The organism is Phycisphaeraceae bacterium, from assembly GCA_020851465.1.
Taxonomy (GTDB): domain Bacteria; phylum Planctomycetota; class Phycisphaerae; order Phycisphaerales; family Phycisphaeraceae; genus JADZCR01.
The window spans coordinates 194,304-214,469 of sequence record JADZCR010000006.1 but is presented as its reverse complement, the minus strand read 5'-3'; the positions used below and the strand labels follow the sequence as shown (position 1 = coordinate 214,469).

Sequence of the window (20,166 nt, the reverse complement as noted above, 5' to 3'; positions counted from 1 at the left end):
CGCAATGTGCCTCAATCCTGACCTGATACGCGATCAATCCCTATCTCGACACAGGCTGCGTTCACTTGACCACGATGACGCAAGGCATCAGGGTCAGCACGTGCTCATCTCCCATCAACATCATCCCCGACATGGATGCGCGGATCGCCGACCATCGTTGCGTACCCAGAAGTTGCTGAGCCAGCGCGAGCACCGCTGCCTGATCGGGCGGAGCCGACGCCATCGCCATGCCGCCAAGGAACTGTTCCAGATATTCGGAAAGCGACATCGGAGCGGGAAGGTTGACCACGTCGTACGTGCCGGGGCGGAGGTTCAACTCCTTTGCCATGTCACGCACCGCGGTGTCGATTCCACCGACGCGGTCCGCCAGGCCATTGGTCACAGCTTGTCGTCCGGTGAAGACTCTGCCCTGTGCCACGTCATCCATATTTTTGACACGATTCCCCCGGCCAGCCTTGACCCGCTGAACGAACTGGTCATACGTTCGCCTGAACGCTGACTCGAGGGACTTGATCTGTGCGGGGGTGAAAGGCTCGACGCTGTTGAACATATCCCCCATCGGCCCGCGTGACCGCCGGTGGACGCTGAGTCCGATCTTTTCATAGAGTCCGCCGAGGGTGATCTTCCCGCCGACAACACCGATGGAACCGATGAGGCTGTCAGGCCCGACGTAGATTTTTTCGCCGGCACAGGCGAGGTAGTAGCCGCCGCTGGCCGCCATAGGGCCAACGCTAACCCACACGGGCTTTTCATCAGCAGCAGCGCGCATCGCCTGCCAGATCACTTCACTCGCCAGTGCCGAGCCGCCGGGAGAATTAATCCGCAGCACAATGCCCTTGATATTCGGATCAGCGGCGGCTTCGTCGAAGGTCTGTTCCAGCGTTCTGCTGCCGATGCTTTCACTACCCAAAAGACCTGCCCCTTCCGATCTGACACTGTCTCCGCTGCTGATCGGCCCCGAAGCATTGATGACCGCGATCGTCGCACGCTTGGTCTTAACCTTGTTCTCCTGCATCAGGAGTTGGAGCAACGCGAAGGGATTACCCGCAGTCTGGGCAGGCGCTGACGCTTCCAGCATGTCCTCCCACACAAACGCAGCCCCAAAGATTTTTTCCGTTTCGTCCGTCAGCGTGTGTTCGCTCAGCGCATCCACGAGCTTGCGCTCCACGTATTGTTCATCGCTCATCGTCCAGCAATCGGCAAAGGCTTTCTCAACCTCGTCCGCAGTCATGCCTCGACCGGTCGAAATGCGACTGACGATGTTTTGGTAAAGATCATCCAGTACCCGGTCAATATTCTCGCTCCACTCTGCGCTGGGGCCGACGCGCGTGAGCGGCTCAGCGGCGCCCTTGTATTTGCCGACCTGAATAAAGTCCGCCTTTACTCCGAGCTTTTCCAGTAGGCCGGTGAGGTAGATTTCCTCCATGCTCAGGCCGGCCAACTCAATCTGACCTTTGGGTAACAATAAAATCCGATCACCCGCGCAGGCGAGGAGATAACTGCGCAGGTCGTACTGCTCAGCGAAAAAGACGACTTTCTTACCGGCATGACGGACGTGGCTGATCGCCTCTGTCAACTCATCGATCTGCGAAAGCTCAAGCTCCGGCTCATCGAGACAAATCACCAGGCCGGCATATTTCTTGTCGTCAGCGATACGGCGTATTTGCCGCGTGAGATGTCGAAGCGAGGGGTCGGCATCGGCCTCGGTGACCCACGCCAATCCGGGCGGTGCGTCAGGAATCGGGCCGGTCAGATCAATCCATCCGACACGAGGGGTGGAGACCTCAGCCTCCGCCGGTTGCGTTGCAGAGACCGGCGATTTCGGGGCTGGTGCCGTTTCTTTCGCCCACGTCGGCCAACCCATCATCAGGACCACAAGACCCGACAAGAATCCAACGCGACGAATCTGCGTAAGCATGATGGACTCCGTATGAACAGGTGAGAAGAACCCTAAGGATAGCCGGGAAAGATAGGGTTCGTCTCTCGTCAGTTTTTCGAGCTATAACCGCCAGGCAGCGGTTTACATTGAAGCAGCTAGTGACTTGTTTATCACCAGTGCACCACAGGTGGCTGCGTGAGGAGAAAATCGACTGCGGCGCGATGCTGCCGGGAACGGTCCAACTCGCGGGCAATCGCTCCCACTTACATCATTCACGATGATTCGGATACGAAGACTTCACGTGCTGCGAGGACGTGCTGCCCAGTGCATCTTTTTGGCCAGCATCTTCCAGTAGCTCAGTTCCGGGTTATGAATCAGTACCAGTGATCGGGTATAGCGGCGAAGGAATATCTGCTGTCCGGCTTTCAGAGTCAGCGGGAGCTGGCCATCGATCACCAGCGTGGTGCCCTCGTTGGCGCGGTTCACACGAATCAGGACGGGGGTCGCAGCACTGATCACCAGCGGTCGAAACGCCAGCGTGTGCGGACAAATCGGCGTGAGACAAAACGCATCCAGATCAGGGCTGACGATTGCGCCGCCCGCTGCGAGGTTGTAGGCGGTCGAGCCGCTGGGAGTCGAGACGATCAATCCGTCGCCGGTAAACGTCGTCGCCCCGTCCAGACCGGGCCTCGATCCGGGATCAATCGTCATTTCCAGCTCGATCATGCGGAACGGCTGGCCGGCGGTAATCACCGCATCGTTCACCGCAATAAACTCCGATGACGGCTTGGCGGATGATCCGCTGGCGTTGATGACGGCGTCCGCTTCGTGGACCGCGACATCGAGTACCACACGATTCGTCCGCCGGACACGCCCCGCCGCTACTTCATCCCAGTGTCGGCGAAGATCATCCAGACTGTACTCCGCAAGAAAACCGAGTTTGCCGAAGTTCACCCCAAGGATGGGCAATCCCAGGTCGATGACGTTACGCGCCTGCGCTAACAGCGTGCCGTCACCGCCCAGCACCAGCGCCAGGTCGGCATGAGGCATCGCGGATGCCGTCTCGCGCGTCAGCAAAGTGATGTCCGGCTCGCCCACAACTTCCGCATGAGCCGATAGCCACGGACGAAAGCCCTCGAGCGCATCGACCACTGCGGGCTTTCGACGATTTGCAAGGATGAGAACACGCGGTCGCAACATGCGAACAGTTTAACGGCGTCTCACCGGAAAGAGAGAACAGACAGGACGCAATCCGGTCAAATCCCAAAACGCCTGAACTTCCACTGCACCTTTTCGTTTATCGCTCCGCCTCGTTCGACCGATAAAGACGAATCGGAGGAATCCACTTGCACGCACTGGTTTTCGACGGACAAAACGCCCGCTTCCAACCCACCCATGCGGATCCCCGTCCCGCGCCGGGGGAAGCGGTGATCCGGCCGACCCGCATGGGTGTCTGTGCGACCGATCTGGAGCTTTGCCGCGGGTATATGGGTTTCAAGGGCGTCCTTGGTCATGAGTTTGTGGGTGTGGTTGAAGAGGTCAACACCCGCGATGCAAAGGTCGCCCGTCAGTGGACGGGCAAGCGGGTCGTAGGCACGATCAACTGCATCTGCGGTAAATGCGATATGTGCAAGGCCGGCCTGCGCGAACATTGCCGCGACCGGACGGTACTTGGTATCGCCGGGCGCGACGGCTGCTTCGCGCAGCGATTCACCCTTCCGGCCCAGAATCTGCTGGCAGTCCCTGACTCCATCGACGACGACCGCGCGGTATTCACCGAACCGCTCGCGGCTGCCTATCAGATCATCCGGCAACTCACGATCGAGGGGCGACCCTTCATCACCGTGCTCGGTGATGGTCGGTTGGGTCTGCTCTGCGCACAGGTGATGAGCCAGCTCAACGCGACGGTTCGACTCGTAGGCAAGCACCCGGAAAAACTCGCGCTATGTGAGAAATGGGGCGTCAAGCACCGCGTGCTGGATGATGTCGGTCTGCGAGCCGATCAGGACATCGTCGTTGATTGCACCGGTTCAGCCAGCGGTCTGCCCACCGCGATGAAAATGGTCCGGCCGCGCGGGAAAATTGTCATGAAGACCACCGTCGCGCCGGAGCAAAGCGCAAAAGCACCGGTCGATCTCTCGCCGCTGGTCATCAACGAGATTCAGGTCATCGGCAGCCGCTGCGGGCCGTTCGGCGAGGCGTTGACTGCGCTGGCTACCCAGAAAATTGACGTGCTGAGCCTCATCAGTCGGCGCATGAAGCTCGCTGATGGAGTTGATGCGCTGCGTGCCGCGCGGAGTCCCGGAGTCATCAAGGTACTGCTGGAGCCGTGACCTCGATTGCTCTGGGCGGAACGGATACCTTCGTGGATTTGATCTGGTCAGGCAGCCACCCGCTGATGACCAGCAGCCCCACCACCACGCCGATGGCAATCCGGTAATACCCGAATATCGCCAGCCCATGTCGGCGCAGGTAGCTGACCATCCACTTGATTGAAATCCAGGCGGCAAGGGCGGCAACGATGATGCCGATCAAGACGTTGGTCAGCCCCATGTCCATGATGAGCGGACCGGATTGGTAAGCCTTAAGCGCACCAGCCGCCAGCAGCGTGACGACACCAAGCAAAAAGCTGAACTCCACCGCTGCACCAATGCTCATTCCCAGCATCAGGCCGGCTGCGATGGTAATCAGACTACGGCTGGTTCCCGGCCACATCGCCAACGCCTGCGCCAGACCGATGACAGCAGCCTGCTTCCACCCCAGCGTGTCGAGATCAAAACCGACTCGCCCGGGTCGTCCCTGTTTTGACCACGCCACCAGCAGAATGGCAAGCCCGCCGACTAACCAGGCCATCACCACATAACTGACGAGAAACAGGTGTTTCTCGATCCAGTGGCTGAAGGCCAACCCCAGCACGCCGGTAATACCGAATGAAATGGTGAGGTTGAGTGCCAGCTCACGGCCTTGACGATCACGGCCCAATAGCCCCTTGGCCATTTGCCGGAACCTCGCGCGGTACAAACCGAGCACGGCAAGGATCGCGCCGCTCTGGATGCAGATGGCGTAAGCATCCGTAGCTTGAGTTTTCTCCAGTCCGATGGCGCGCATAGCGACGATCAGGTGGCCGGTCGAGCTGACGGGCAGATACTCGGTCGCACCTTCGACGATTCCAAGTATCAGAGCCTGCCACCAATCCATGCGTATTCCTTCATGTCAGGCAGACCGTATGCCCTGCCACGGACCAACCGACGATTGATTGTTGTCTCATCGACAGATAACAGCTATCGGCGAGATACGCCCGATGGTTGGAAGAGCATTTTCATTTCGGAGTTGGCAATCCCGGGTTGTCAGGGCTATCATCCTATTATCCGGATCAATGGATGGATTGTGTCCACCATCATTTACGTTGAAAAGGACGGTTTTTTGTCATGCCGAGCAGATTTACAGACGAGCTTCAGCGACGAGTTCTGGTATTCGATGGGGCCATGGGTACCGCCATCCACGCGATCCCGCTTTCATTGGAGAGCGATTATCTGGGTCGGGAAAACTGCCCGGAAGCCCTGAACCTCACCCGCCCCGATGTGATTCAGGGCATCCATGAGTCGTTCCTGGCCGTCGGTGCCGATGCCGTCGAAACAAATACCTTCGGCGGTAACAAGCTCGTGCTCGCTGAGTTCGACTTTGTTGACCGCATCCATGAAATCAATGTCAAAGCTGCGCAGATCGCTCGAGCCGCATGCGACAAGTATGCAACACCCGATCGGCCGCGTTTTGTCATTGGCTCCATCGGCCCGGGTACCAAACTCATCACGCTGGGTAACACCACCTGGGATGAAATGCTCGACAGCTACCGTGAACAGGTACGCGGGCTAATCGACGGCGGCGTGGATGCCCTGCTCATCGAAACCACACAGGATCTGCTCCAGATTAAATGCACGATCAATGCCTGCCTCGCAGCACTGGCGGATCGCGGCAAGACCACCGACGACATCCCCATCATGGTGCAGGTCACCATCGAGACGACCGGCACGATGCTGCTGGGTACGGAGATCGCCGGTGCGGCTGCTGCGCTGGCGGGCTTCCCGATTCTTTCACTGGGGATGAACTGCGCCACCGGCCCGACGGAGATGGCTGAACATGTTCACTTTTTGGGCAAGCAGTGGCCAAAGCTCATCAGCGTGTTACCCAATGCGGGGCTGCCCGTACTCCTCGATGGCAAAGCGAGCTTCCCTCTCCAGCCGCAGCCGTTCGCCGAAGCGTTGACACGATATGTGGAACACGACGGGGTGAATATCGTCGGCGGATGCTGCGGTACGACACCTGAGCACATCCGACTGCTGGTGCAGTCCGTCAGCGGACGCAAACCGACCCGCATCACTAAAGAGCTGTTCAAGCCCGCCTGCACGTCGCTGTTTTCTGCGACTGAGTTCCGTCAGGACACGTCGATTCTCAACATCGGCGAGCGGACCAATGCTTCAGGATCGCGTGCGTTCAAGAAGCTGCTCGAAAACGAAGACTGGGACGGCATGGTAAGCCTCGCCAAGGAGCAGGTGCGTGAAGGATCGCACGTCATCGATGTCAACGTGGACTACGCCGGCCGCGATAACGCGCGGGATATGGCGGAAATCGTCAAACGGTTCGTTCGACAGGTAAACGTGCCGCTGATGCTCGACTCCACACAACCCAAGACCATCGAAGCTGGTCTGCGGCTTGCTGCGGGCAAGTGCATCATTAACTCCGCGAACCTGGAAGACGGCGAAGAAAAATTTGCTCATATGTGCAAGCTGGCGAAAACCTACGGCGCAGCCCTGGTGCTCGGCACGATCGACGAGGACAAGGAAGAAGCCATGGCACGCACCGCCGATCGCAAACTCGCCATCGCGCGACGGATGTTTGATCTGGCGACAAAGAAATACGGCCTGGCAGCGGCGGACCTGTTCTTCGACCCGCTCGTGCTGCCCATCAGCACGGGTATGGAAAAGGATCGCCGCAGTGCCCTCGAAACCATCGAGGGGACACGCCGCATCGTCAAAGAACTTCCCGATTGCCAGCTCACCTGCGGTCTGTCGAACGTGAGCTTCGGCCTCAAGCCCGCGGCCCGCGTCGTGCTCAACAGCGTCTTTATGCACGAGTTGATCCAGGCGGGAATGTCCAGCGCGATCATTCACGTTTCCAAGATCCTGCCCCGAACAAAAATCGAAGATATCCAGTGGAATGCGGCTCTCGACCTGATCTACAACCGCTGGCCGGACGCTCCGCGTACACTCCGTGACGGCACCGAGACGCGCGATCCGCTCCAGATTTTTGTAGATCTGTTTCCCGACCAGGAGCAATCGGAGAAAGTCGCTAAGCCCGCTGCTGCGTCTCTGTCTCTCGAAGAGCGGCTTCAGCAGCACATCATCGACGGGGAAAAACGACACCTGATCGAGACGCTCGAAGAGGCGAGGGCAAAATACTCGCCGCTCGACATCATTAACGATCACCTGCTCGGCGGGATGAAAGTCGTCGGTGAGCTGTTCGGCTCCGGTCAGATGCAGCTTCCCTTCGTGCTCCAGAGTGCTGAAGTGATGAAGATGGCGGTCGCCCACCTCGAGCAGTACATGGAGAAGGTCGAAGGTCAGACCAAAGGCAAGCTCGTGCTCGCGACGGTCAAAGGCGATGTTCACGATATCGGCAAAAATCTCGTAGACATCATCCTGACCAACAATGGCTACACGGTCTTCAACCTGGGCATCAAGCAGCCGATCTCCGGCATCATCGAAAAGGTCAAGGAAGTCGGTGCCGACGCGGTCGGCCTATCGGGGCTGCTGGTTAAAAGCGTCGGGGTGATGAAGGAAAATCTCGAGGAGCTGAATACGCAGAACATCACGGTGCCGATCATCCTCGGCGGCGCGGCCCTCTCGCGTCATTACTGCGAAACGGATTTGCGGCAGACGTACAAAGGGCAGGTCTATTTTGGTCGTGATGCCTTCGAGGGATTGCGCCTTATGGACTATCTCGTCAGCGGCAGGTCCGCTGAGCTGAACCGTGAAATCGAGGAACGAGTCAACAAGCGTCAGGCTGTGGAGGAAAAGGTCGAGGCGGCACAGCGTGCCAAATCGCAGCCGACGGAGACGGAATCCGCTGTCGGTGCGGGATGCGGTTGCGGCGTGCCGCATGGCGCGACGGCAGCGGTCCGGAGCGAGGTGGGCGAAGCCCCCGTTCCGGTCCCGCCCTTCTGGGGTGACCGCGTGGTCGAAGGACTCCGACTCGACGATATCTATCCCTTTGTGAACAAGGTCGCACTCTTCCGCGGTCAATGGCAGTTCAAGAAACAACGCCAATCCGAGGCTGAGTACGAAGCGCAGCTTGAGGATGAAATCGAACCGCTCTTTGAACGGCTCAAGAAACAGTGCAAAGAGGAAAACATTCTCCGCCCCAGGGTGACTTACGGCTACTTCCCAGCGGGAAGTGAGGGCGATGATCTGATCGTGTTCGATCCGCAGGACCACGACCGCCCGATCGAGCGGTTCACGTTTCCGCGTCAAAGCAGCCGCAAGCGACTGTGCATCAGCGACTTCTTCCGTTCCGCATCATCGGGTGTGCGCGACGTGCTGGCCCTCTCGTGTGTCAGCATGGGGCCTGAGGTCACCAAACGGGAGCGGAAACTTTTCGACGCCAACAACTACTCGGAATACCTCTACCTGCACGGCATGGGGGTCGAATGCGCGGAAGCACTCGCGGAGCTGTGGCATAAACGTATTCGTCAGGAGCTTGGTTTTGCCGGCGAAGACAGCCCGAATATCCGCGAGCTTTTCACGCAGAGCTACCGTGGATCGCGTTACAGCTTCGGCTATCCCGCATGCCCCGAAATGAGTGACCAGGAAAAACTGTTCCGTCTCATCAAGCCCGAACGCATCGGCTGCACGCTGACGGAAAACTGGCAGATCGATCCGGAACAGTCCACAAGCGCGATCATTGTCCATCACCCGCAGGCAAAATACTTCGCTGTGTAGTGAGCAATCGCACCGGGGGCGTTGCTTTGTCGTCGGTGCAGACAAGGATCGAGCGGCGGCGGTTGATCCTGACACGAAGGTGTCAGTTCGCCTCCGGCTCCAGCGGGCCGACGAGCTTACGAATGATGAACAGGCGGCCGGGCATCGTCGGCATCCATGAGCTGGGCACCCAAGTATCCGGCCCGTATCGCAGCGTCATCCAGACCGACTGGCCCTGCCAGTTAAGCGAACCGTGCGCGCCATCCGCTCCGCCGATGCAGTAATCCGCATGAGTAAATAGACCGGGACCGATCGAGTTGGCACGCAACGGAATGAGTGTCATTCGGCTGGCGAATGAGTGCAGCGAGTTCTGCTCGATCGTCAACGGGTGAAGCTGGGCTGCGATACGGTAGGGATCATTACGCCATTGTTTGATGCTGGCGTATTCACCGGCAAAGTGCGGCTCCCAGAATGCGATGTGACACGCTCGACCGATGCCGTACACCACGACGAGCTTTGCGCCCCGCTTTCGCAGCCGTTCGATTTTGTCGGGGTACGTCGGCAGCAGTTTCTTCGTCGCAAAATTCCGCTGAGTTCGGGGCACCGTGAGCTTTTCCAGCGGACCATAAAACGCAGCCTCCATCGCACCCTGAAAGCTGCCCGGAGCATCGGGCGGCGTGGAGTTGCCCTCTGCATCCGACCACTCATCCATGTTGAACCCGTGTACGTGTCGGCAGGAAACATTGTGCTTGCGACAAAAATAGACTGCCCACTTGTACATGCCCATCGGTCCGACAGGCAGAATCAACGCCAACTCGCGCTTGTCGGCGGCAGCCTGACGAATGACATCGAAAATCTCGTAGCCCATCATCGCGTTCATGGACTCGGCGCCGCCGGAGGTGTCGTCACATATCACCGGCTCAAAACCCTTATGCCAGTGCGATTGGCGTTTCACAAACTCACTCGGACCGGTCTTCGCTGTGATGCGATCGATCTTTGCGTAGTCCCAGCCGGCGGGATACACCGGCCCGGCATAAGAGCCTTCACGGGTCGATAGAAAGTTCATTCGCGTTCCTCGATGCAGGTAAACATGCGGCAGGCAGCATCGGATGACACACACGTCAACCGATGCTGCGACAAGTTCTGTTTGATTACGGATGCCGATCCACGACCAGGTCGCCGAGTTCTTTCGCCAGGATGCAGTCATGCGGATACGGGTGGCCGCGATGCTGCCGGAAGGCTTCCGCATATTTCACGCCGATCTGATGACCGCGGCGTTCACCCCATGCCTGCATCGAACGTGTGTATTCATCCATGCCGTGATGCTTCATCAGCCACTCACGCTGCGAGGCGTGTTCCTTGAGCATCTTCGTCTTGATGGCCATGGTCCTGGTGATGTTGACGAAAGTCGATGGCTCGATCGTGTTGCCGTAGTAGTCAAGCCCCTCAAGCGTGTCGGCATAGTAGAGATACGGCACGCCGGAACCTTTGGCGATGGGTCCGGGGGTGGTATTAGGGATGGCGTAACCAAACGAAGCCGTACGTGCCACGCGGGCGGTGACCTCGTGGTCCATCATGTAGCATTGGAGGCTGTGCGTGAACATCACACTCGGAGCGATCATCCGAGTCAGGCTGGTCGCACGACGAAGCGTGTCCTCATCAAAAGTCACATACAGATCGCGCGATTCCAGGCAGTGATACGTCGCGCCCAGGACCTTGGCTGCGTTTGCCCCTTCCTGTCGGCGGATTTTGGCGATCTGCTCCGGCCCCTGATCCATCGACCCGCAGTCTCCGGGCGTCATCGAGACGATGTGAATTTCCCAACCACGGGCTTTGAGATGCGCCATCGTCCCAGCCGCGAGAATTTCACAGTCGTCCGGGTGAGCCATCAGACACATGGCGACCTTGCGAGTAACTTTTGACATTGCATAAACCTCAATGAAGTAAGGGCAACTAGTTTCGGGCTAGGACTCGGAAGATGCAACTGGCGCAGCTGCCCGCCAAGCCCCGCAGGGAAACGTCGCGCCACATCATCACGCGATGGCTGGCCTCACTACGCGCAGACCATGACGCGAATCGCACACCGCTTAAAGCAGGAAATGCGATGTAAGCGAAGGGCTTGTTATCAGCTCAATGAAAACCGGATCGGTTAACGCATACCGGTGCGTTCGAGTAACCGTGCCGCCTCGATGCAGTGTTTCGCCCAGGGTTTTGCGTCGAGCCGCGCCTTGGCGATCGGCACACCCATTTCAACGCACACGCCATAAGTACCCGCTTTGATGCGCAGCAGTGCTTCGTTGATTTCCTGGAGCAATTTTCGCTCGCTCTCCACCAGACCGAGCGTGAACTCCTGCTCGTAGTTGTCGGACCCGATGTCGGCCATATGGAGCGGCATGTTGGACAGGTTGCCGCCGTTGTTGCGGGCATCGGTTTCAAGCGATGCGACATCGCCGAGAATCTCAGCGCGCTTTTGCATGAGCAATTCGCGGTAGTGCTCCAGGTCTTTCTTGGTCAGACCGGTCTTAACCTTACGAAGCTCGTCCTCGGTCAGCGCGACTTCCTTGAGCTGCGTCTCTTCCGCCTGCTCCTTCACAGCCACTCGCTTGATTTCGACAACCGACGGCTTGACGAAGGAAGGAGCCTTGGTCTTGGGAGCTGGCTTGGGAGCTTTGGAAGCGACGACAGCGGTTTTGCCGGGCTTTTTGACGACCTTTGTCGCGGGCTTGGCCTTGGGCTTAGGCTTGGGGGCGGTTTTCACAGCCGGACGGGCCGCGGTTTTTTTCTTGCCGGTGGTCTTTTTGGCCACTTCAAACGCTCCGTGCTAACGTGAAGGCCGCGGGGCGGCCGAGGTGATGACGCGGCGTACCCTACGCCATGCCGCGAGTCGAGAAGTTTATAATGCTCTCGCTCTCTGATCAAGCCGGGACATTTCCTCAAGAGAAGCACGTTTACCGCTGCGGTGAATATTTGCGCTTTGCTCGGATTGAGACACAAAACGACATTCCCGGCTATACTTTCGTATCCTGATATCCGAACCGTATAATTGGCCTCGGTCAGGTTCCTCTTTTTGGAGATCGTCATGGGCGACTGGTGGATGCTGCTTGTTCTTGCCTTCGTCGGCCTGCTCATCTTCGGTAAGCGGCTGCCTGAAGTAGGCAAAAACATGGGTAGAGGTATCGTCGAATTCAAGAAAGGCTTGTCGGGGATCGAGGACCAGATCAACCCCAACACGCCCAGCCAGCCGCAGGCCCGCGTCGAGAACACCGCATCCTCCCGCCAAATTGCCGATCAGAGCAATGCGTCCACCTCTGCCAGCAGCGAGTCAGAGATGGCTGCCATGCGTGAGGAAATGCGTCGCATGCGTGAAGAGCTTAATACCGCTCAAGCCAAGCTCTCTGAAAACAACCCCAAGACGTGATCATCCGTCCGTCGCAGCAAAAACGCTCAGCCTCAAGTACCTCAACGCATGACGATGCCGATTCCCCTGCTCGGCATGTGCGTCAATTTGCCTCACTCGGTTCTTCCTCCCCTTCATCGATATCCCGCTTCTTCCACGCCAGCCGCATCGTCAACAAACCCAGCTCAAAGAGAACCCACATCACGATCGGCAGAAGGATGTTTCCAACAAAGTCCTGATTAGGCGTGGCGATCACACCGACCACGAAAAAGACAAACACGATGTGCTTGCGGTATTTGGCAACCCATCGCGGATCGAGCAGGCCGATCGCTGCAGCCAGCGTCATCACCACAGGCAACTGAAACGCGATGAGCACGAGAATCGCCAGGATGAAAACCAGGCCGAGGTATTCATTAATTTCAATCAGGGGAATCATCATCGAGCCGAGATTGAGCATGACCACGTGGTCCCTGTCATCCACGCGCATTTTGAGTTGATTGGCGGAGTGATTGAACCAAATCTCACCCTCAGCAGGTGCGGCTGGATCATGCTCAAGCACTGGTACACGGAAGCCCGCCCCGCCGCCGTGCGATGTTGTGCTGTCGGGATTAGTCGCCGGCTGGGTCGCCGGAGTGCCCGGCCTCGTCGCCGGTGCGTTGCTGTCGCCAAGCCAGGTTCCCGGCATGAATAGCCGATTCATGTCGTTGAAAAAATGGGTGACACGCTGCAACGAACTGGGTGCGTCAGAAGTCGGCGGCGGAAACGTGGCGGAGAAATAGAGCAGAAACGACACCGTCGCCGGCAGGAAAACGTAGTAGAGAAAGAAAATTCCCAGCAGCACCATCATGCCGCTGAACGGCGCCAGCAACACCGCAAACTTCCGCTCACTCGCATACAGGCCGGTTGAGATAAATCGCCACCCCTGATACACAACCCACGGTGCGCTGATCGTCAACCCCGCCAGCAGCGAAACTTTCATCCAGACGGTGAAACTGCCCGCGACGGAGTGGTTGTACACCTGCTGCGGGTAGCCGGCCTGTTTGAGAGCTTCAAAAAGCGGCTGACACAACCACGAGAGAATGTCCTTGCCAAACCATGCTGTCACGCACGAGGTCAACGCCACGCCGATGAGCGCGTAGATGAGTCGTCGGCGAAGTTCCTCCAGATGATCGCCGAAGCTCATCGTGAAATCGTCAGGGTCTTGGGGCGGCCGAGCCATGTCACGCATGGTACCGCTTCGTGTGCCGCATGGTTATCTGATAAACGAAAAGTTATCCGTGTCCCACCGCTGCATGATCGCGTCGGGCGAAACATCTCTGCATCAATCACGCGATCCTGACCTTGACTTTCCCCTCTCTGAATTCGTTCTTTATCCCACGACGTATTCGTGAGGCACCTGATGAACACCACCGTTGTTTCCACTTATGTCACTTGTCGAGTGTGCAGCAAGGAGTTCCCCCGCCGCGCATCTCATTGCCCGAATTGCGCCACACCAAACCGTCCGCCAGCCCGCACACCGGGGGCGGAACAGTCCTGCTTCCGTTGCGGACAGCGACTATCCAGAAAATCAAATATCTGCGGCGAGTGCGGCCACGCACATTGACCGATCGCATCGCACGTTGCTGCCACGCTGCACCGGGTTGTAAAGTCGCTACCGGTGGTCGCAGGTCAATTCGAGATCTTGCCGGATAATTCGCGACTGCGATGGAGCGATTTGAAAAACTGCTGAGGACTAATCTCGATTGGTCGCGGGTTGGCGGAGGGCAGCTTTTTAGATGGTTTGTGTGACCATCTGAATTCTGCTGCCACAACATCTAAACTCCATGCAACAGCCTCCGCGCAGATCAAGGCAATTCTTGACCTATGCGATGCTGAAGCTATCCTGACTTAATTGAGGAGGGTTAAAGTCTCCTCATGCGGGCGATTAGCTCAGCTGGCTAGAGCGCACGGATCACACCCGTGAGGTCGTAGGTTCGAGTCCTATATCGCCCACTTGGACAACACATACTGCCACCTCAAATTACGGGGACTTACCTCAGAACGATGGCGACCGTAGCCCCTGGGGGAAATAGGTAGTACCACCACATTCAGACCAAAGAAGATGGCTGGGTTTGCTTCGTCACGTCGGAAAGTTTCCGTGCTGCGGTCGGAAGTCGACTATTGCTTCTAGTTTCTGGCGCATGACTGCTTCGCCTCGGTGAACGGGCGGTACAGCTTCATCCATACGCTCTTTGCTGACAATGGCGGCAACATACATCGGCAAAGTGCCGAGCAGTACGGACAGGAGGTTCGCTACTTGCGCCACAAGTGGACCATATACCTTGATGTTGTGCAGGTAAATGGACCACGCGCCTCGCGGTGATGGTGTGCGATGAGGGCTGCGCTTATCGCTTTTGTGTTGCCGACATCGCCGGCAGATGTGGTTGTAGCGCTGCGTCCAGCTCACGGGTGTCGTAGTTGCGCGATGTCAGCACATGGAGCAGGGGTAGTCCTGCTGCATCCAACACCGCCTCTACATCGGCATCTCGTGACTGTCGTGCAGGTTCAGCATGAGACGGTTCATCCAGTTCAATCGCCACGAGCGGGCGAAGGGTCGCTGACTCGCACAGCACGAAGTCCACGGACTTGGCAGCAACCTTACTTTGCCAAGTGCCACGGCCCTGGTTGCTGCGGTTATTGCCAGGAAACCAGACCAACTGACGAAGTGAAACCTGCGCCAACACATGTGCGCGACCTGCGACGAAGCGCTGTAGGACGCGGAAAAAATTCGCTTCCGCCTCCGAAACAAAATAGCGGTTCACCTGCACCTTGGGCATCGTAGTGGATGGCGCTTCCACCTCAGAGCGAGACCCGAACATCGACAACAAGAACCCCAGGCAGCCCTTTGGAGTATCACTCATGCACTCAGAATACCCAGACAGCCAAAAGAATCCAGCCGTGGAAGTATCGCGGGGAATAGGGTGGAAATACTCAAAAATCTTTCGCCAGTTACCGAAGGCCACTCCCACCAAGTCTGATGCACGGGGAAAACAAATCTTGCCATCCAGTAACATTTTCTGCAGCCGTGCTTACACCATGATGTCGAGGAGCAGGCAACCGAACCGGAGGAGCAAAACCATGATGAAGGTCACGATGCAAGACGGTGTGAGGATTGTCGGATCTGCCGGCGCGCATCGCAGAGTGAACGATCAGCCCAGCCTCGCTTATCTCATCTGCGTTTGATCATTCATTTTCAACCTCGAATGGCCGATAAAGATTGCATCGAGGTTTCTCATGCGCATCCTGATCCGTCTGATAGCGTTGTGCATTTGTGTTGCGAGTGTGTCGTGCGGCGAGAGGGTCGCAACCAGAGCGACAGCTTCCGGTCAAGCAACTGCCGACAAAGCACAAGCCGCGGCGCATCCGATGCCGCCGACGACCAAGCCGTGGTCGGATCACACCGCAGCCACGTTTGAGCCGGATGCGGGCTTCGACCAACTGCCGCTGGGTGATCCGGCCAATCAGTCAAGCCGTTCCGCCAACAGTCACTTCAATGTCGGGCCGTAATCTCAGCTCGATCCAGATCATCATCAGCCGGTGATATGCCATTGCGCACCGGCTCGACGGCTGACCTTCTCGCGGAAGCGAGCCAAGAGCATCTCCCGCTTATTCTCTGCCGCAGCGATGCGGGCGGTTCCGTGGTGAGTGTTGATGAAGCAGGAGGCGAAAGAGAGTTACGTCAGATTCTTTTTGAGCCACGCGAAAGCAGAGTCCTGCATGGGAACGTCGAACTTATGCGGGCCGGGGTAAAACTCGCCGACGTAATTTTTGGGCTTGCCCACCGACCGGTAGTTTTCGCTGATGCGTTTGTGGGCAGCTTTCATCCCCGCGGGAGTGAAGAGCGCATCCTCGTTGTCATACTGACACATCAACGGCGAAGGCGCGCGGCAGCTCACCAGATCAGTCCAGTCACCTCTGCGTGCCCAGCCGGGATCGGGATAGAGCATCCACGTGTGGCTGACGACGTTGTGATCGAGCAGGCCTTCATAGGTACTCATGAGGCCGACAACGACCGCTGCCCGGATGTCGTGGCTGGTCGCCTGAAGGAGAGTCGATCGCAACCCGCCGCCGGAAAGCCCGACGCAACCGACACCGCCGGGCAGCACATCTTTGCGAGCAGCGAGCAGCCTCGCAGCGACGCGATCTTCAAAGGCGATGATGCCCGCCATGCTCGTACCCAGTACGTGACAGTATTTCTGAATGGTGTGTTCGTTAAAGACCGCAGCCCAGCTGTAGCGGCTGATTTCCTCAGCCATCTGATGGGGCGGGTTTGACTCCATTGGTCCCCTGGCGTGCATCGCGTTGCCGATGTCCCGGTCCCATGCGGGGATCGTTCGGAAAGGAATGCGCCGACTTCCCCAGGTGAAGACGTCGGGGACCAGCACCGCAAAGCCCAGTTGGGCGAGGTGATTGGCAAACGCGCGGTTTCCATACACACGTTCGAACCAGTCGTTTTGAAGTTTGGTCGAACCCTCCGGGCCGATGGCGACTTTTTCCTTACCCAAATATTTGAACCCGCCGTGATCGTGCAGCGCGACGACGCCGGGAAGTTTTCCTTTGACGCCAGCAGGCCGCAGAAGCCACGCCTCGGTCCGAGGGCCAAAGCCGACGGAGTAGGTGATCGCCTCACCGACGACACCGTCGCTTTTCCATGTTCGCTCCACTCGCACACCTTTGGCGACAGGCGGGCCGGGGTTGAACGCCAGCGATTCGAGCACCGCTTTTTGCGTAGCCTTGCCCGGCTTGGCGCGCGGATAAAGCTTGTGTGATTTTTTCGCGGCTGCGACCAGATCGCTGAAGACTCCCAGGTCCTGAAAAGTTTTGGCCATGATTAAAATTCCATCCTTAATTACCGGCGATCAGCTTAGCGGTGAGACAAGCAATCTAGCAACCATCGCGGCAGTCGGTCGCATATTTGCAAGCAGGGTAAGCGATGTCATTCACCGTTTGCCCCTCATCATTCACACGGTTTCCTTTTCCTCCTCCGGCGGGGTCACCTGCACACGGAGCACTCGGCGCGAGTCGGCCTCGACCACTCGCAATCGCACACGCTCGATCTCAATTTCTTCGCCGACGGCCGGCACGTGCCCCAACCACTCCTGGAGCAGCCCCCCCACCGTCGCCGCAGTTTCATGATCGCCCCACGAGTCGCGGCCAAGCCTCGTCGCCAGATCATGCCGGGCGGTATCACCGGGAACCGTGAACGTCCGAACTTCCTGCCTCTTGAGATCACTCCCGGCTTCGGATGAGATCGACGGCACCACGGCCGGCTCCCCCACGCCAAGCAGTTCATCAACCACATCGCGCAGCGTCACCAGCCCGGATACCCCGCCATATTCATCGAGCACGACGACCATCTGGGATCGCTTCTCGGAAAACAGCGAGAGCAGTTTGTCCATCGGTGTGCTTTCGGGCACAAAGACCGGCGGACGGGCAATGAGTGAAAGCACGCTCACATCCCCTGCTGCGTTGTACGCGCTGAGGAACTCCTTGGTGTGCAGAATACCGATGACATTATCGATCGAGCCGTCACAGAGGAGCAGACGGGAATAAAGCCGCTCATTGATGATCCGGCGGTTTTCCTCCATGCTGCGTTTGATATCGAGATAAGAGACCCGCACGCGCGGGACCATGATCTGCCGGGCTGAGCGATCAGCCAGCGTCAGCGCGTTGAGGATCACAGCACGTTCACGAGGCGTCAGCTCGCCTTCCTGTGCCGCTTCGGTCGTGAGCAGCCGCAGCTCTTCCGCGGTGATGTGTTCCTGATCCATTTCATCGACACGCCCCAGACCGAGCGGCCTCGTCACGACGTTGGCGATCTTGTTCATCAGCCAGACCATCGGCCAGACGATCCGACCGATAGCCAGCACGGGGGCAGCGGTGAATCGCGCCACGATTTCGACGTTGCGAAGCGTCAACGCCTTGGGCAGCAGCTCACTGAACACGACGGTCAGCAGCGTCACGGCAATGAAGGAAATGCCGAACGACACCGGCCTGAAAATATTGGCTGGGATATGTGACGCCAGCGATCCCATCAGACCGTGGAGCAACCGCCCCATGGCCGGCTCGCCGATCCAACCCAGCAGCAGGTTGGTCATGGTGATACAGACCTGGATCGTGCCGATGGTATTGGCGGTGTTGTCCTTGAGCTTTTCAAGTGCCTGCGCCTGACGACGGCGGCCCGCCTTGCGGAGCGAGTCGATATGAGTCGAGCGAGTCGCCACGACCGCGTACTCGGCGGCAACAAAAAAGGCATTCAGCGCGATCAGCGCAGGGACGGAGAGAATCAGCAGCAAGTCCAAGGGCGATCCCCGAGGTCGAAAAGCCGGTCAAGTGTATCGGAAATCGCCGTCCTCTTTCAGCCGTCAGGCTGCGAAGTCCGTACATCCTTCCGCACAGCCTCGATCAGACGACCTATTCGAGCGGATCCGCACCTTCAACCGGACTTCGCCGCGTGTGCTGATGAAAGGAACGGAAAAATAATTTTCATTGAACACTATTGACTTTATTTGACGACTTGGTAAAATATATTATTAACTGCCACCTATGCCTCACCGCATGGCATGGAGGATGCCGACATGATGCCGCACATTCTTATCGCCGCGATCCTCGCCGCCCTGGGCTGCCATGAACCCCGGCAATGCGCTACTGCGTTTGATCCCGAATTCTTCACACAACGCTTTACGGTTCACAACACCTTCGTTCCTGTCGGCCGCCGATAACCACCGCATGTACCTACACTGGCAGTAGTTAGGAAAACATCTCAATCTTGGCACAAATTGCAGCCCCTCTCGCAATGCGAACTATCTTCATCTCTCACGGAGTATTTGCCATGTTGCACCATGTTCTGCACCGACGCACGTCATCAACAAAACACATTTTTTTGCACCGATCCGGTTGCCGTGGCGGTATCATCATGTTCATGAAAACACCTCTGCGGATTGCCCTCGTTCTGGGATTAGTGCTCATCGCCGCCGCAACGACCGTCCGGGCGGAAGAATTCCGCCACGAGACGTTTCACTTTGGCTTCACGCTCCCGCCGGGCTGGACCCGGATGTCCGTCGAGGACCTTGGTGAAATCAACAAGTTTGCAAAAGGTCGTCTGGGGACCGATTACCAGGCGGGGTTTCGCCCTGTGGGGAAAGGCCCGGGCACCACGCCTTACATCCTCATGCAGATTCAGACAGCGGATATGAGCAGGGTGACCTACGCTGAGATCGAGAAAGAATTCGGAGCTGGCGTCCAGGAAGGGTTCAAGGATGCAGCACAAAAGCTCAGCGATATCGCCTCGGATGTCCGCACCGGCCAGGTTATCGTGGACCGAAAGAATCAGCGCATCATCATGCGCTACAACATGAAAGTCGCCGATCAGAACATGGATGGCATCAGCTTCGGCACGATCGGTACGCCTGGCGTCGTGTTTATCCACTGCTACGACTTATCCGGCAATTTTGCAGCGATGCTGCCGACCTTTACCGCTGCTGCGAACTCTGCTCGATTTGATCCGGGTTATGTGTTCCATCCTTCGGACGCGCCGCCGCCTGATACCACGTCAGAAAACGCCAATAACGTCAACACAGTAACCCCCCCGATCGACAACCCCGCACCTTCAAGCGGAACTGCCAAGCCGTCGTTCTTTTCGAGTGTCGGGCGCACCGCCTTGCTGGGTGCAGTCTTCGGTGCAGTCGGGGCGGTGGTGCTGTTCCTGATCCGCAAGCTGATGAAGTCAAACGAGAGCAGTCCCCCGCCTGGCTCCGGCACACACTGACCACCAGATCACTCAACCCGATACTGCCGATTTACGTCCTTCATCTCGCCCGAATCACGGAGACTTTGACAAGAGTCTGATTCTCTCGTTCCGCGTCAACTCATTCCGG

17 protein-coding genes and 1 tRNA gene are annotated in these 20,166 nt (G+C 57.9%); 8 read left to right on the top strand and 10 right to left on the bottom strand.

The features are described from left to right. Nucleotides 1–61: 61 nt before the first annotated feature. The gene (gene sppA / locus IT444_07400; protein ID MCC7192591.1) at nt 62–1,918 is read right to left on the bottom strand and encodes a signal peptide peptidase SppA; all 1,857 of its coding nucleotides are present in this window, start codon (nt 1,916–1,918) and stop codon (nt 62–64) included. Between the two features lie 258 nt (nt 1,919–2,176). Next, nucleotides 2,177–3,079: an NAD(+)/NADH kinase gene (locus tag IT444_07395; GenBank protein ID MCC7192590.1), complete on the bottom strand. Its 903-nt coding sequence runs from the start codon at nt 3,077–3,079 to the stop codon at nt 2,177–2,179. Nucleotides 3,080–3,225: 146 nt separating this feature from the next. Between IT444_07395 and IT444_07390 the strand changes: the two genes are divergently transcribed. Continuing rightward, nucleotides 3,226–4,212 carry an alcohol dehydrogenase catalytic domain-containing protein gene (locus IT444_07390; protein ID MCC7192589.1) on the top strand — a complete coding sequence of 329 codons (987 nt, stop codon included), beginning with the start codon at nt 3,226–3,228 and terminating at the stop codon, nt 4,210–4,212. Here the strand turns inward: IT444_07390 and IT444_07385 are convergent. Beyond that, nucleotides 4,190–5,077 (bottom strand): undecaprenyl-diphosphate phosphatase, encoded by an 888-nt coding sequence (locus IT444_07385; protein MCC7192588.1) that lies wholly within the window; start codon nt 5,075–5,077, stop codon nt 4,190–4,192. The two genes, IT444_07390 and IT444_07385, sit on opposite strands and share 23 nt — an antisense overlap. A gap of 230 nt (nt 5,078–5,307) precedes the next feature. On the opposite strand from IT444_07385, the gene metH reads away from it, so the two are divergent. Continuing rightward, a complete protein-coding gene (gene metH / locus IT444_07380; GenBank protein ID MCC7192587.1) occupies nt 5,308–8,874 on the top strand; it encodes a methionine synthase in 3,567 nt (1,188 codons plus the stop codon). An 82-nt stretch (nt 8,875–8,956) separates the two neighbouring features. Here the strand turns inward: metH and IT444_07375 are convergent, their stop codons facing one another. The 3 genes from IT444_07375 to IT444_07365 form a co-directional block, all read right to left on the bottom strand. Further along, entirely contained in the window at nt 8,957–9,919 is a 963-nt protein-coding gene (locus IT444_07375; protein ID MCC7192586.1) for a hypothetical protein, read from the bottom strand. Between the two features lie 85 nt (nt 9,920–10,004). After that, the gene (locus IT444_07370; GenBank protein ID MCC7192585.1) at nt 10,005–10,778 is read right to left on the bottom strand and encodes a PIG-L family deacetylase; all 774 of its coding nucleotides are present in this window, start codon (nt 10,776–10,778) and stop codon (nt 10,005–10,007) included. Between the two features lie 224 nt (nt 10,779–11,002). Continuing rightward, nucleotides 11,003–11,659, bottom strand: a complete 657-nt coding sequence (locus IT444_07365) for a TraR/DksA family transcriptional regulator (protein MCC7192584.1) — start codon at nt 11,657–11,659, stop codon at nt 11,003–11,005. A 273-nt stretch (nt 11,660–11,932) separates the two neighbouring features. Between IT444_07365 and IT444_07360 the strand changes: the two genes are divergently transcribed. Then, complete coding sequence (locus IT444_07360; GenBank protein ID MCC7192583.1) at nt 11,933–12,271, top strand: twin-arginine translocase TatA/TatE family subunit; 339 nt, start codon at nt 11,933–11,935, stop codon at nt 12,269–12,271. A gap of 82 nt (nt 12,272–12,353) precedes the next feature. Here IT444_07360 and IT444_07355 read toward each other — a convergent pair whose 3' ends face one another. Then, nucleotides 12,354–13,469: a twin-arginine translocase subunit TatC gene (locus IT444_07355; GenBank protein ID MCC7192582.1), complete on the bottom strand. Its 1,116-nt coding sequence runs from the start codon at nt 13,467–13,469 to the stop codon at nt 12,354–12,356. Nucleotides 13,470–13,649: 180 nt separating this feature from the next. Between IT444_07355 and IT444_07350 the strand changes: the two genes are divergently transcribed. Then, nucleotides 13,650–13,853, top strand: coding sequence for a zinc ribbon domain-containing protein (locus tag IT444_07350; protein ID MCC7192581.1), 204 nt, complete (start codon nt 13,650–13,652; stop codon nt 13,851–13,853). 315 nt (nt 13,854–14,168) lie between these two features. Further along, nucleotides 14,169–14,242: transfer RNA gene (locus IT444_07345), tRNA-Val, on the top strand. 392 nt (nt 14,243–14,634) lie between these two features. Here the strand turns inward: IT444_07345 and IT444_07340 are convergent. After that, the gene (locus tag IT444_07340) at nt 14,635–15,150 is read right to left on the bottom strand and encodes a DUF2726 domain-containing protein (GenBank protein MCC7192580.1); all 516 of its coding nucleotides are present in this window, start codon (nt 15,148–15,150) and stop codon (nt 14,635–14,637) included. A gap of 373 nt (nt 15,151–15,523) precedes the next feature. Between IT444_07340 and IT444_07335 the strand changes: the two genes are divergently transcribed. Then, entirely contained in the window at nt 15,524–15,796 is a 273-nt protein-coding gene (locus IT444_07335; GenBank protein ID MCC7192579.1) for a hypothetical protein, read from the top strand. A gap of 167 nt (nt 15,797–15,963) precedes the next feature. On the opposite strand, the gene IT444_07330 is transcribed toward IT444_07335, so the two are convergent. Together IT444_07330 and IT444_07325 are read right to left on the bottom strand one after the other, a co-directional pair. Next, nucleotides 15,964–17,118, bottom strand: a complete 1,155-nt coding sequence (locus IT444_07330) for a hypothetical protein (GenBank protein MCC7192578.1) — start codon at nt 17,116–17,118, stop codon at nt 15,964–15,966. 132 nt (nt 17,119–17,250) lie between these two features. Beyond that, complete coding sequence (locus tag IT444_07325) at nt 17,251–18,591, bottom strand: HlyC/CorC family transporter (protein MCC7192577.1); 1,341 nt, start codon at nt 18,589–18,591, stop codon at nt 17,251–17,253. A 276-nt stretch (nt 18,592–18,867) separates the two neighbouring features. On the opposite strand from IT444_07325, the gene IT444_07320 reads away from it, so the two are divergent. Both IT444_07320 and IT444_07315 read left to right on the top strand, forming a co-directional pair. Next, a complete protein-coding gene (locus tag IT444_07320) occupies nt 18,868–19,011 on the top strand; it encodes a hypothetical protein (GenBank protein ID MCC7192576.1) in 144 nt (47 codons plus the stop codon). A gap of 200 nt (nt 19,012–19,211) precedes the next feature. Further along, nucleotides 19,212–20,057: a hypothetical protein gene (locus tag IT444_07315; protein MCC7192575.1), complete on the top strand. Its 846-nt coding sequence runs from the start codon at nt 19,212–19,214 to the stop codon at nt 20,055–20,057. Nucleotides 20,058–20,166 lie beyond the last annotated feature (109 nt).